Origin of the sequence: Pseudomonas sp. Pseusp3, assembly GCF_047304225.1 — a bacterium.
Taxonomy (GTDB): Bacteria; Pseudomonadota; Gammaproteobacteria; order Pseudomonadales; family Pseudomonadaceae; genus Aquipseudomonas; species Aquipseudomonas fluorescens_CD.
In genome coordinates this window covers 31,872-44,735 of the sequence record NZ_JBGLYV010000053.1, presented here as the reverse complement: position 1 = coordinate 44,735, position 12,864 = coordinate 31,872, and the positions used below count along the sequence as shown (strand labels likewise).

10 protein-coding genes are annotated in these 12,864 nt (G+C 61.6%); 2 read left to right on the top strand and 8 right to left on the bottom strand.

Going from position 1 to position 12,864, the window contains the following annotated elements; genetic code table 11:
• Positions 1–542 precede the first annotated feature (542 nt).
• The 7 genes from ACCD00_RS18745 to ACCD00_RS18715 all read right to left on the bottom strand — a co-directional run bounded on the left by ACCD00_RS18745 (position 543) and on the right by ACCD00_RS18715 (position 8,826).
• Complete coding sequence (locus tag ACCD00_RS18745) at positions 543–1,967, bottom strand: amino acid permease (protein WP_413426737.1); 1,425 nt, start codon at positions 1,965–1,967, stop codon at positions 543–545.
• 208 nt (positions 1,968–2,175) lie between these two features.
• Positions 2,176–4,431, bottom strand: coding sequence for an ATP-binding protein (locus ACCD00_RS18740; RefSeq protein ID WP_413426735.1), 2,256 nt, complete (start codon positions 4,429–4,431; stop codon positions 2,176–2,178).
• On the bottom strand, positions 4,428–5,201 hold the full coding sequence (locus ACCD00_RS18735) for a substrate-binding periplasmic protein (RefSeq protein WP_413426733.1): 774 nt from the start codon (positions 5,199–5,201) through the stop codon (positions 4,428–4,430). The genes ACCD00_RS18740 and ACCD00_RS18735 overlap by 4 nt, the downstream gene beginning before the upstream one ends.
• Before the next feature lie 5 nt (positions 5,202–5,206).
• The gene (locus ACCD00_RS18730; protein ID WP_413426731.1) at positions 5,207–5,923 is read right to left on the bottom strand and encodes a response regulator; all 717 of its coding nucleotides are present in this window, start codon (positions 5,921–5,923) and stop codon (positions 5,207–5,209) included.
• A 92-nt stretch (positions 5,924–6,015) separates the two neighbouring features.
• A complete protein-coding gene (locus ACCD00_RS18725; RefSeq protein WP_413426729.1) occupies positions 6,016–6,663 on the bottom strand; it encodes a TetR family transcriptional regulator C-terminal domain-containing protein in 648 nt (215 codons plus the stop codon).
• Positions 6,664–6,912: 249 nt separating this feature from the next.
• On the bottom strand, positions 6,913–7,701 hold the full coding sequence (locus tag ACCD00_RS18720; protein WP_413426727.1) for a class II aldolase/adducin family protein: 789 nt from the start codon (positions 7,699–7,701) through the stop codon (positions 6,913–6,915).
• Between the two features lie 75 nt (positions 7,702–7,776).
• Complete coding sequence (locus ACCD00_RS18715) at positions 7,777–8,826, bottom strand: ABC transporter substrate-binding protein (protein ID WP_413426725.1); 1,050 nt, start codon at positions 8,824–8,826, stop codon at positions 7,777–7,779.
• Between the two features lie 316 nt (positions 8,827–9,142).
• On the opposite strand from ACCD00_RS18715, the gene ACCD00_RS18710 reads away from it, so the two are divergent.
• Complete coding sequence (locus tag ACCD00_RS18710) at positions 9,143–11,104, top strand: FAD-dependent oxidoreductase (protein ID WP_413426723.1); 1,962 nt, start codon at positions 9,143–9,145, stop codon at positions 11,102–11,104.
• 185 nt (positions 11,105–11,289) lie between these two features.
• Positions 11,290–11,886, top strand: a complete 597-nt coding sequence (locus tag ACCD00_RS18705; protein WP_413426721.1) for a cupin domain-containing protein — start codon at positions 11,290–11,292, stop codon at positions 11,884–11,886.
• Here the strand turns inward: ACCD00_RS18705 and ACCD00_RS18700 are convergent.
• Positions 11,883–12,815: a helix-turn-helix domain-containing protein gene (locus ACCD00_RS18700; RefSeq protein ID WP_413426719.1), complete on the bottom strand. Its 933-nt coding sequence runs from the start codon at positions 12,813–12,815 to the stop codon at positions 11,883–11,885. The two genes, ACCD00_RS18705 and ACCD00_RS18700, sit on opposite strands and share 4 nt — an antisense overlap.
• Between the last annotated feature and the right edge of the window lie 49 nt (positions 12,816–12,864).

The window sequence follows — 12,864 nt, the reverse complement described above, 5'->3', positions numbered from 1 at the left end:
CTGTAGGGGCGAGCCTGCTCGCGAAAATTTCAAGCGCACCGCGTTCAATCAGGCAGTGCATGTGTTCGTTAACGTCCTTCGCGAGCAAGCTCGCTCCTACAGGGCACTTCAGTGTTCGCAAATGCCGTGTACGCCACAAAGCACTGTAGGGGCGAGCCTGCTCGCGAAAATTTCAAGCGCACCGCGTTCAATCAGGCAGTGCATGTGTTCGTTAACGTCCATCGCGAGCAAGCTCGCTCCTACAGGGCACTTCAGTGTTCGCAAATGCCGTGTACGCCACAAAAAACCGTAGGAGCGAGCCTGCTCGCGAAAATTTCAAGCACGCCGCCTTCAATCAGACAGTGCACGTCTTCGTTAACGTCCATCGCGAGCAAGCTCGCTCCTACGGGGCACTTCAGTGTTCGCAAATGCCGTGTACGCCACAAAACACTGTGGGAGCGGGCTTGCCCGCGATGGCGCCGGGACAGTCAGCTGGTTGCTGGTTGACCCACCGCTATCGCGGGCAAGCCCGCTCCCACAGGGAAAGTACTTGGCAGAAGGAATTAAACGGTCGGCAGGCCCGGCGCCAACACCGCCTGACGCTTGCGATGAACCAGGAAGTACGCGCCATAGCACAGCGCAATGAATCCAAAGCCCCAATACAGCGACGGACGCTGGGTTTCATCCAGGGCCAGGAACACGAACAGCGAGCAGCACAGTGTGATGCACATCAACGGCAATACCGGGAACCAGGGTGCGCGGTACTTCAGGTCGCTGAGTTTGCCGCCGTCACGCAAGTACGCCTTGCGGAACTTGTACTGCGCCAGCGCGATGACAATCCAGGTCACGGTGCCGGACATGCCGCTCACGGCCATCAGCACCATGAACAAGGTATCGGCGGCGACGAAGCTGGTCATCAACGACACCAGCGCGAAGCACAAGGTGATGCTCAAGGCACGCAACGGCACCCCACGCTTGCTCAATGGCGACAGGCTTTTCGGTGCCATGCCGGTTTTCGACATCGCCCACAGGATGCGCGTCGAGGCATACAGGCCGGAGTTGCCCACCGACAGGATCGCGGTAAGGATCACGAAGTTCATCAGGTCGGCAGCGTAGGGAATGCCGACCATGTCGAACACCTGCACGAACGGACTTTCCATCAGCCCCGCCTGCTGCCATGGCACGATGGCCGACAGCACGACAATCGCCAGCACGTAGAAGATCAGCACGCGGAACACCACGTTGCGCACGGCGCGGGGAATGCTCTTTTCCGGCTGATCGGTTTCACCGGCGGCCACGCCCATGATCTCGCAACCCTGGAACGCATAGACCACGGTCATCATCACCGCGAACACGGCTGACAGGCCGTTGGGGAACAGCGAATCGCCGATCAGGTTGGTCGCCATCGGCGCGGGTGCGCCGCTGCTCAGGGGCATCACGCCGAAGATCACCAGCACGCCGACCACGATGAAACCGAGAATCGCCGCGACCTTGATCCCCGAGAACCAGTATTCGGCTTCACCGAATGCGCGGGTCGCCAGGGCGTTGATGCCGAACAGCACCACCACGAACAGCGCCGACCAGTACCAGATCGGCACATGCGGGAACCAGCGCGTCATCAGCATGCCGGCGGCGGTGAACTCCAGACCGACAGTGGTGGCCCAGCTCATCCAGTACACCCAACCGATCATGAACCCGGTGGCCGGGCCGATGTATTTCGTGGCATGGGTCTGGAACGACCCGGACACCGGCATCTGTACCGACAGTTCGCCCAGGCAGACCATTACCAGGTACATCAGGAAACCCGCGACCAGGTAAGCCAGGATCGCCCCCACCGGGCCGCCCTGGTTGATGGTCACCCCGGAGCCCATGAACAGCCCGGTGCCGATGACGCCGCCCAGGGACAGCATGAAGATGTGCCGGCTTTTCAGGGCACGGGTCAGCTGAATGCCTTTTTGATCAGTGCTGCGCTCAGTGTTTTCGTTCATGTCGGCACCTCAGCAGTCAGTGAGGTGTACAGCGCGCGACAGGACGTCACGGCGCAGGGTGGGATCAGCTTTACGGCAATTCATTATTATTATCTCCAATAAGCTTCGAAGACCGCGCTGCGGCGGTTGCGTCGATTATTGGAAAGCCATGTAAGTTCGCGTTGACCGTAAAGATCGAAGTTGTAGAAAGTCGTAACAAACTTGTACGTCAGCTCTGCAACAGGCCTTTCAGGGTGGTCAGCGCGTGCTGCAATTTTTCATCCAGCGTGGTGGTCATGCGGTGGATCGCCGATTCATCGTTGACCAGGGCCGAAGTCTCCAGCGCCCTCAGCGTCGTGGCCAGCGAACGAAAACCCAGCGAATCACAGCTGCCGGCCAGACGGTGAGCCAGTTGCGCGACCTCTGTGCAGTCGTCGGCGGCAATGGCTTCATGCAGCGCATCGCGGTGCTGAAGAATCGAGTCGCGCAGCACCGCCAGCAGGCCCTGGACTTTTTGCTCGCCGAGCAAGTTGCGATGGGTCTGCAACAGCGACCAGTCCATCGTCTCGTCATGCACAAGCGAGTCGGCGACGGGTGTGTGCCCCTCCAGTACCTGGCGCAGGTTATCCAGCTTCAAGGGTTTGGCCAGGATGCCGTCCATGCCGGCCTCCAGATAACCGCGCACCAGTGCCGGCTGTACGCTGGCGGTCAGGGCGAAAATGCGGGTATGGCGGTTCGGCCCGTCGCCGTGGCGGATCTGTCGGCATAACTCGACACCGCTGATGCCCGGCAGATGAACGTCCAGCAGCAACAGATCGAAAGCCTGCGCTGCACAGTGCTCCAGCGCCTGTTGCGCCTCTTCAGCCAGCCACACTCGGTGGCCGTCCCGTTGCAGCAAGCCCATGGCCACCTCGCGGTTGAGCGCCACGTCTTCGACCACCAGGATATTCAGGACCGGTCCTACCGCGCGAACCGGCGCGACTGCCACCACAGCGCTGGCCGGCTGCAGGCAAAGCTCGAACCAGAAGCAACTGCCGCGCCCCACTTCACTGTCCACGCCGATGCAGCCGCCCATCTGCTCCACCAGATGTTTGCAGATCGCCAATCCCAAACCGGTGCCCCCAAAACGCTGCGCGACTTCTTCGCTGGCCTGGGTGAAGCGCTCGAAAATCTTCGCCTGCATCGCCGGAGCAATGCCGATGCCGTCGTCCGTGACACTGACCCGCAAGCGCTGCCCGGCCTGTTCGCCGGTTTCAGCGAGCAGCGCCACCTCGACGCTGACTTCGCCGCCTTCGGTGAACTTGATCGCGTTGGCCAGCAGGTTGCTCAGCACTTGACGCAGGAACTGCTCGGCGCCGTGGTGATACTCGGCAATCCGCTGATCAACGCGGCAACTCAGGATCGTGTCGTTGTTCAGCGCTCGCGGCTCCAACAATGTCAGCACCTCGTCGAGCAACTGGCGCAGCGAGAAATCCACCGGTTCAGGATGGCTGACGCCCTCCTCCAGCCTGGCGAAATACAGCACTTCGTTGAGGATAGTCAGCAAGCCTTCGCCGGCCTTGTGCAAGGCATCCAGACGTTTGCCGTCCTGTGCATCCAGACGTGCGCCGCGCAACAGTTCGGCCATGCCGAGGATGCCATTGAGGGGCGTGCGCAGTTCGTGGCTCATGGTCGCCAGAAACCGCGATTTGGCGAGGTTGGCCGCTTCCGCTTCATCCTTGGCCCGCATCAGGCTGGCGGTACGGCGCTCGACCATTTTCAGCAGTTCGTCACGGTTGTCCTGCAAGGCCAGGCGATCGCTTTCCCGGCGCTGGATGTCCCGCAGGATCGACCGGCGCATGTCATCCAGTGCGTGGGCCACGGTATCGATTTCGTCATTGCCGCGGCGCTTGTCCAGGTGCAAGGGTTCTTGCCATTCACCGGAGGCGATGCGCCGGGCAAACTCGGCCATGACTTTCAGGTGCCGGGTCACCAGTCGATAAAACAATCCCGACAGCGCAACGGCCAGGCCGCAGAGAAACACCGCCATCCACAACAGGCTGGTCAAACCGGTGGCGTAGAGACGCTGGTACACCGCCCCCAGATCCGTGCTGACTTCCAGTTCGCCAAGGTTGCGCAACGGACCGGACGGCGGTTGATAGTCCAGGGCGAACCGCTCGATGCGCAACGGCCCGACCGGCTCGGGGTTGCCCTGCACCAGGTCGAAATCGGCGCTGGTCAAGTGCACCCGGGCGACGTCGGAGAAGTCCACCAGGCCGCGCAACTGTACGTTCAGCTGTTCCTGGTTCAAGTCCCAGAGGCTGCGTTCCAGGCTGGCCAGGTAGCCGGCGCGGATCAGCTCCATGCGTGAATCGATGTCGCGCATTTCCCGTCGATACTCGATGTACAGTTGCACGCTGCTGGCCAGCACGGTGAAGCACAGGCTGAACAACAGAATGAACAGCAGCAGCCGTCGCAGCAGTCCACCGGGACGGGCGCGAATCATTGCGTATCCGCCGGCAGGTTGATCATGTCGCGGTAGGTCACTTCGCTTTCGTTGAGCCAGCGCTCGATGTCACCAGCATCGACCATGCGCTGCAACAGCGCGTTGATCTCGGGCATGCGATTGGCCAATGGCGAGCGCCGTGACACGGCGACCCGCAGGTAGTCCACGCTCAACGCCTTGGGCAAGGCGACGATGTCCTGGCCGCCGGGCAGATTTTCCACGTACAACTGGCCGGTGCGCCGCTCCTGGGTGATGAAATCGATGCGCCCGCGAATCAGCTTGCCGAAGTTCTGGTGGCTGTCGGAGACCCATTCGATGTTGTTGTAGCGCGCGACCATGCGATCGAACGCCACGCCGTAGCTCTCGCCGAACAACAGGCCGCCACGGTAATGGGCCAGGTCGTCCAGCTGTTCGAATTTCACCGGGTGCTGACGATTGATGAACAGCGCCACTTCTTCACGCAATACCGGCACCGTCGAGAACAGCATGCTCTGTTCCCGTTGCGCGGAACTGTAGGCCAGCACCACATCGACCCGGCCTTCGGCGGCGTCCAGCAGGCAGCGTTTCCAGTTGCCCAGCACGACCATCTCGACCTCATACCCCAACTGGCCGAACAAGTGCTTCACCACGCTGGGCGCCAGTCCGCGCACCTGCTTGCCGTCACTCCAGGAGATCGGCGGGTACACCGGGTAATCGCAATAGCGAACCTTGTCCGCCGCGACGGCATGGCCGGCCACAAACACCGCCAGCAGCCAAAGCCAACGCCTCATCAAGTTCAGGCCGCCACACCGGCGGTGAACAGGTAACCGGCGCCGTGAATGGTGATGATCAACTGGGGTTCGGCCGGATCGTCGTGCAGCTTGCGGCGCAGGCGCCCGACCAGCACGTCGATGGAGCGGTCGTTGGGCACCCATTCGCGGTTGCGGATCTGGTCCATCAACTGGTCGCGGCTGAGGGTGTGGCCGCTGTTGCGCAGGAACACGCTGAGCAACTGGTATTCGCCGTGGGTCAACAGCGTTTCACTGCCGGACGAATCGATCAGCCGGCGGCGGTCGGTGTCCAGCGCCCAGTCGGCGAATTGCTTGACCGGCTTGGCCACCGCGACGGCAGGCGCTGGCGTTTGCGCATGACGTACCCGGCGAATCAGGTTTTTCGCCCGGGACACCAGTTCCCTTGGATTGAGGGGTTTGATCACGTAGTCATCGGCGCCGCATTCGAGGCCGACGATGCGGTCGATTTCGTCGTTGCGCCCGGTGATCAGGATGATCCCGACTTCCGAGCGCACCCGCAGCTCGCGGGTCAGGGTCAGGCCGTCCTTGCCCGGCAGGCGGATGTCGAGCATCACCAGGTCCACGGTCTGGCTGGCCAGGAAGGTTTCCGCCAGTTCCGCCGTGGCGGCGCAATGGACGTCGTAGCCTTCCTGGGACAGGTAGGCGTGCAGCAGATCGCGAATCAGCGGATCGTCATCGACGATCAATACCCGAGGAGTCATCGCTTGGTGTCCGGCTCAGGCCCGAAGGCCAGTTTCTTATTAGAGTGTTTTCCTGCATCGGCGCCAGAGAGTATCCATTGCTGAACGACTGATCAACAGTCGCTCGTCTGCAGGCGAAAACGCTGGCGACCACCGGCCTGCAAGCCATCGACCCAGGCCTCGCAAATCTGGATGCCCTGCTCCGGGGTGAAGGTGCCGGGGTTCAGCCCGGACTCCAGCCACAAGCCGTCGAGCAATGCGCTGAGGCTGATGGCGGCAAGGTCGGCGTCGAAACTTTCCCAGCCCTCCTCCTGGGCCAGTTGCGCCAGCACCTTGCGCAGGATGCCGCGATACTCGCCATAGGAATGATCGTGGGCCTGGTTGATGGCCTCGGCGGTTTTCACCGCGCCCCAGAACGCCAGCCACGCATCGATCAGCTGCGGATCGAGCAGTTCGGCGGAAAACGACCCGCGAAAAAATGCCGACAAGCGCTCCCGGGCATTCGGCGCGGCTTGCTCCATGGCGTCGCGCAGCAGGGTCATGACCCGCCCGGTAATCGCCATGTAGGCCTCGGCCACCAGCTCATCCTTGCCGGAGTAGTGATGGCTGATCAGCCCTACCGAGACCCCGGCCTCGGCGGAAATCTTGCGGATCGACGCGCCCTGGAAGCCGTGACGCTTGAGGCACACCAGCGTCGCCTCGATCAGGTTGGCTTTGCGCAACTCCGGTTCCATTCGGGAAAAACGGGCTTCCTGATTCATGGGCGACACGCTCCTTAGGTTCAATCGTTAAAGCCCGCACGGGTAAGCGGCGGGCTGAACGACTGTACAGCAAGAGCGGGCAATACCTCCAGTCATCTGCCAGTCTGATAGACCGTGCTGTGCCCTTCGCGAGCAAGCCCGCTCCCACAGGGGATTTGCGTCGTACACAGAATTTGCGGCAACCCCGGATCAACTGTGGGAGCGGGCTTGCTCGCGAAGGGGTCAGTCTGAGCAACCGAAAAATCGAGATCAGTCGCGATAATCCGGTGCAATGCGCTCCAGCATTCGCAACAACGCCGCCCAGGCCAATTGCATGGCATCCGGGTCATTCAGCTCTCCCTCCTCCAGCGGTCGCCCCGGATCATTGAACTGGCGTTCGGTGTGCGCGCAAACCTCAGCCGATGGCAGCACCAGTTCTCCGGCAGCCATGGCCGCCAACTGGATTTCACAGGCCTTCTCCAGGTAGTACATGCGCAGGAACGCCTGGCTCACCGTCTCGCCGACGGTCAGCAATCCATGATTGCGCAGCATCAGCACCGGCTTATCGCCGATATCCTGAACCAGGCGCTCTTGCTCGCTCAGGTCCAGCGCGACTCCTTCGTAGTCGTGGTAGGCAACCCGGCCATGGAACTCCATGGAAATCTGGCTCACCGGCAACAACCCACACTTCAACGCCGCCACCGCGCACCCGGATCTGGTGTGGGTGTGCAGCACGCATTGCGCATCTTCCCGCGCGCCGTGGATGGCGCTGTGAATCACGAAACCGGCCGGGTTGACCGGGTACGGCGACGGCTCCACGGCGTGGCCATCGAGGTCGATCTTGACCAGTTTGGACGCGGTGATCTCGTCGAACATCAGCCCGTAAGGGTTGATCAGAAAGTGATGTTCCGGCCCCGGAATGCGCACCGAGATGTGGGTGAAGATCAAATCGGTCATGCGAAAGTGCGCAATCAGGCGGTAACAGGCCGCCAATTCCTCACGCAGACGCTGCTCGATTGCGCTGCGCTCAGGGGCCAGATGGCTGGCGATTTTGTTCATTGTTCTGGTTCTCCAGGCTGATCGGCTGAGGAAGACAGCAAGGCTGGACGCTTCGACACGTCCAGCCATCCGCGTTTATTTGCTGGCCCAGGCGTTGAAGCGCTCTTCGAGCTCTTCGCCATGATCGACCCAGAAACCGACGTTCATCGACAGTGCACCCTTGAGATTCTGCGGCGCAGTGGGCACCCATTGCGCCAGTTTGTCGTCCAGTCGCGCGGCGGCCTGGGTGTTGGTCGGGCCGTAAGGGATCTGCTGCACATAGTTGACCTGGGCGTCCGGCTGATTGGCGAAGGCAATGAAACGCTTGGCCTGATCCACATGTTTGGAGCCTTTGATGATCGCCCAGTAGTCCATGCCGTACAGGCTGCCGGGCCAGACCAGGCCGAGATGGCTGCCTTTCTGCGCGGCGTCGGCGATGCGTCCGCTGTAGGTCGAGGTCATCACCACGTCGCCGGCGGTCAGCCACTGTGGCGGTTGCGCGCCGGCTTCCCACCACTGGATGTAAGGCTTGAGTTCAGTGAGTTTGGCGAATGCCCGGTCCACGCCTTGCGGGGTGCCGAGGACCTTGTAGACGTCTTCGGTTTTCACGCCGTCGGCCAGCAAGGCGAACTCCAGGTTGTACACCGCGCGTTTACGCAGCCCGCGTTTGCCGGGGGTTTTCTTCACGTCCCAAAAGTCTGCCCACGAGGTCGGGGCCTGGGCCAGTTTGTCGGTGTCGTAGGCAATCGCCACGCTCCACACCAGCGCGGCGGAACCGCACTCCTGTGCCGCTTCGGGGATCAGCTGGTCGGCGTGCCCCAGGCGCGTCCAGTCCAGGCGTTCGTACATGCCCTCTTCGCAGCCGCGCATCAGGTCCGGGCCTTCGATCTGCACCACGTCCCAATCGACGTTGCCGGTGTCGACCATCACTTTGATTTTGGCCATCTCGCCGTTGTATTCGCTCTGGATCACTTTGCTTTGATCCACGGCGGCGAAAGGTTGAAAGAACGCCACGTCCTGGGCTTTTTGTCCGGCTCCGCCGTAACCGACCACCACCATGTCCGATGCTGCCTGGGCACTGCCCAGGCCCATGGCCACGGACAACACCAAGGGATAAAAACCGTGCTTGAGCGTATTCGATTTCATCAGTGGTTCCTCTGGCAGGTGCCCTGCGGACACATTCCGCCCAGGCCCTTTTTTATTGTTGTGAGGTAAGCCCCAGGAGCAGGCTCGAAGTGAAATTACTGCAAGGCGCAGTAAAAAAACAAGTTGATTTTTTACTGAAGGTAAATTTCTATAGCTGAAAATAACAACACCGAAAACCTTTTGCCTCTGTAGGAGCGAGCTTGCTCGCGATGGACCTGAGGGCGACGCGTTCATCCAGACAACACGCGTTATCGTTAACGTCCATCGCGAGCAAGCTCGCTCCTACAGAGCTCAGCCTGCCTGGAGTACCCGCACCATGCCGACCTCGACACCTGCCTTCGCGCACCTGTTCGAACCCCTGGAGATCCGCGGCAAGCGCCTGAAAAACCGCATCATGTCCAGTGGTCACGACACGTCGATGCCCACCGACAACCTGGTCAATGAGCAATTGATCGCCTATCACCGGGCGCGGGCCGAAGGCGGCGCCGGGCTGATCGTGCTGCAAGTGGCCGGTGTGCACGACAGTGCGCGCTACACCTCCCACGTATTGATGGCCACCGACGATGCGTGCATCGAGGGTTACCGCAAACTGGCGCAAACCTGCCATGCCCACGGCACCGTAGTGTTGTCCCAGGTGTTCCATCCGGGGCGGGAAATCATGGAGTCCAGCGATGGCCTGCTGGCGGTGGCCTACTCCGCCTCGTCGGTGCCCAACGAACGCTTCCGGGTGATGCCCCGCGCGCTGGATCAGGCCATGATCGACGAGATCGTCGCCGGTTATGCCGCTGCCGCCCGGCGACTGCATCAGGCCGGGATCGATGGCGTCGAGGTGGTCGCCAGCCACGGTTACCTGCCGGCGCAATTCATCAATCCGCGGGTCAACCGGCGCACCGATGGCTACAACGGTGAACTGGACCAGCGTTTGCGTTTTCTGCGCGAAGTCATCAAAGCCGTGCGCGGGGCGACCGATGAGCAGTTCATCGTCGGCCTGCGCATTTCTGCCGACGAGCGCGACCCGGAAGGCCTGACCGAAGATGAATCCCTGGCCGCCGTGCAGTCGCTGCAAGCGCAGCTCGATTATGTGCACATCGTCGCCGGCACCTCGGCGTCGCTTGGCGGCGCGGTGCACATCGTGCCGCCCATGGCGATCGAAGCAGCGTACCTGGCCCGGGAAGCCGGAACGTTCAAGGCCAGCCTGAACATTCCGTTGTTCGTCACCGGGCGCATCAACCAGCCCCAGGAAGCCGAGCTGATTCTGGCCCGGGGCCAGGCCGATGTCTGCGGCATGACCCGCGCGCTGATCTGCGACCCGCAGATGCCCAACAAGACCGATACCGGCCGCGTGGAAGACGTGCGCGCCTGTATCGCCTGCAATCAGGCGTGCATCGGGCACTTCCACAAAGGCTTGCCGATTTCCTGCATCCAGCACCCGGAAACCGGTCGCGAACTGATTTTTGGCGAACGTAAACCGACAATCAATCGCAAGCGCATCATGATCGCCGGCGGCGGCCCGGCCGGCATGAAAGCCGCCGCCGTCGCTGCCCAGCGTGGACACGACGTGACCCTGTACGAAGCCGGTTCACAACTGGGCGGTCAGGTGTTGCTTGCACAACTGCTGCCACGGCGCAGTGAATTCGGCGGTGCCAGCACCAACCTGCAGCGGGAAATGGAGCTGGCCGGGGTGCGCGTGGTGCGCAACACACGGGTCGACCGGGCACTGGTGGAACAGCAAAAACCGGACATGGTGATCGTCGCTACCGGTGCCGAGCCGTATTGGCCAGCCTTTGAGCGCGGTGGTGAGCTACAGGTGGTAGACGCCTGGCAAGTACTGCGCGATGAAGTACAGATCGGCCGTTCGGTGGTGGTGGTCGACTGGCGCTGCGACTGGATCGGCCCCGGCATCGCCGAGCGCCTGGTTCGCACCGGGCATCAGGTACAACTGGCGGTCAACGGCACCCATTGCGGGGAAAACCTGCCACTGTACGTGCGCGATCAACTGGCCGGCGAGCTGCATAAACTGGGGGTGCCGATCACGCCGTATGCGCGCCTGTATGGCTGCGATGACAACACGGTCTACCTGCAACACACCGCCAGTGGCGAACCGATGCTGATGGAGAACATCGACACCCTGGTGCTGTGCCAGGGTCACCAGCCGGTGGATACCCTGGGTGCCGAGCTGCAGGGGTTGGTTGAGTTTCGCCGCATCGGCGACTGCCTGGCGCCGCGCACTGTCGAAGAAGCGATATATGAAGGCCTGAAAGTCGCGTGGGAACTTTAAGGCTGTTTATACTCCGGGGCTTTAATGGCTAACACCAACCCTGTAGGAGCGAGCTCTGCTCGCGATGAACCCGAGAACACTGCTGGGTGTCAGGCTTCCAGCGTTATCGTTAACGACCATCGTGAGCAAGCTCGCTCCTACAAGAGACAAGGGATTTGCGCCATTCCTCCGGTTCGGAATTGATTATGAGCAACAACAGCACGACCCCGCCCGCACCCGGCAACGCCGAACCGCATTTTCTCGGCACGCGCATTCGCGGCCTGCGCAAACGTCGGGGCATGACCCTGGCGGAACTGGCGCAACAGAGCGAACTCACCGCCGGTTACATCAGCCAGCTGGAACGCAACCTCGCCTACCCGTCGATTCCGGCGCTGTTCAACATTGCCCGCAGCCTCGGTGTCACCATCCAGTGGTTCTTCGCCAGTGAAGCGGTCACCGCCCCCGAGGACGATGGCGTGGTGGTGCGCAAGAACAGCCGCCTGAACGTGCATTACGAAGACGGCATCGTCGACCAGTTGCTGACGCCGCAAGCCAACCGTCAACTGGAAATGCTCCACTCGCGTTTCCCGCCCGGCACCTACAGCCAGCAAAGCTACAGCCACGAAGGTGAAGAAGCCGGTTTCCTGCTGTCCGGCAGTTTTGAGCTGTGGGTTGGCGAGCGTCACTTCCAGCTCAATGAAGGCGACAGCTTCAGCTTTTCCAGCCAGGAACCTCACCGTTACGGTAATCCCGGCGAGGTGGACGCGGTGGTGATCTGGGTGATTACGCCGCCGACGTTCTAACGCCGGCCGCGCCCGACTGGCTGCGCGACACTCGCACGCTTGAGGGTGTCGCTCGGCAATTCCTTGAACAGCGCACGATAGCTGCTGGAAAACCGCCCCAAATGCCAGAACGACCAATGCATGGCCACTTCGGCCACGGTGGTTTGCGCGGGCGTGCGGCTCAGCAGTTCGCGGCGGGCGCTGTTGAGTCGGCGCAAGCGCAGCCATTGGGTCGGCGCCATGCCGGTGTAGGTCTTGAACGCATGCTGCAACTGGCGCAGTGAAACCCCGGCAACCTGGGACAGCTCCAGCAGGTTGAGGTGTTCTTCCGGGGTGTCCGCCGCCCATTCCCCTACCCGCTTCATGATCGCCCGCTCTCCCGCTCGGCGCTGCAATGCGCCCTGGTCGAGGCCGACACACGCGTTGTCAAGAATGAACAGACAGTCTTCCAGCAGCTGTTGGGTCAGCGCTTCGCGGCTCGGTGGGTCGAAGGTCTGTGACAGCCGCGTCAGGGTACCGCTGAGCCAACTGCAGAACAGCGCATTCTGCTGAGAATTGAGCGGTGCCATGAACAGCCCTTCGAGCCGGGCGATGTCGAGGCTATGGCGTTTTACAAACTCCGGACCGAATACCACGGCGATTTCCTGGTAGTTCTCTGGGGTAATCCAGATGTTGCGACTTTCGCCATTCAACACATACAGCGCGTTGTCGCCGCGATCGAAGCAGAACGACAGCGACCCCTGGGGCGCGCTGAAATTCTGCTCGACCCGGGTGTTCATGTGCTCTTCGTAAATCTCCACGCCCTGTAGATCCAGGTAGCGCACCCTACCTGCGAAATGCCCCGGCGACATCTGTTGGTAATGCTGGACCCAGCCCGGCGTGGCGCGGATTTGCTCGGCGACATCGGCGGTATTGAAGGCTTGGACCCGGAGTGAATTGCACGTCGACATAAGTGACCTTGCGCACTCTTTTGGTGCGCTTTGTGCTGCTTAAAGTGGA

Coding starts and splice junctions, on each gene's coding strand:
- ACCD00_RS18745 (WP_413426737.1), bottom strand. CDS start 1,967: ATGAACGAAAACACTGAGCGCAGCACTGATCAAAAAGGCATTCAGCTG.
- ACCD00_RS18740 (WP_413426735.1), bottom strand. CDS start 4,431: ATGATTCGCGCCCGTCCCGGTGGACTGCTGCGACGGCTGCTGCTGTTC.
- ACCD00_RS18735 (WP_413426733.1), bottom strand. CDS start 5,201: ATGAGGCGTTGGCTTTGGCTGCTGGCGGTGTTTGTGGCCGGCCATGCC.
- ACCD00_RS18730 (WP_413426731.1), bottom strand. CDS start 5,923: ATGACTCCTCGGGTATTGATCGTCGATGACGATCCGCTGATTCGCGAT.
- ACCD00_RS18725 (WP_413426729.1), bottom strand. CDS start 6,663: ATGAATCAGGAAGCCCGTTTTTCCCGAATGGAACCGGAGTTGCGCAAA.
- ACCD00_RS18720 (WP_413426727.1), bottom strand. CDS start 7,701: ATGAACAAAATCGCCAGCCATCTGGCCCCTGAGCGCAGCGCAATCGAG.
- ACCD00_RS18715 (WP_413426725.1), bottom strand. CDS start 8,826: ATGAAATCGAATACGCTCAAGCACGGTTTTTATCCCTTGGTGTTGTCC.
- ACCD00_RS18710 (WP_413426723.1), top strand. CDS start 9,143: ATGCCGACCTCGACACCTGCCTTCGCGCACCTGTTCGAACCCCTGGAG.
- ACCD00_RS18705 (WP_413426721.1), top strand. CDS start 11,290: ATGAGCAACAACAGCACGACCCCGCCCGCACCCGGCAACGCCGAACCG.
- ACCD00_RS18700 (WP_413426719.1), bottom strand. CDS start 12,815: ATGTCGACGTGCAATTCACTCCGGGTCCAAGCCTTCAATACCGCCGAT.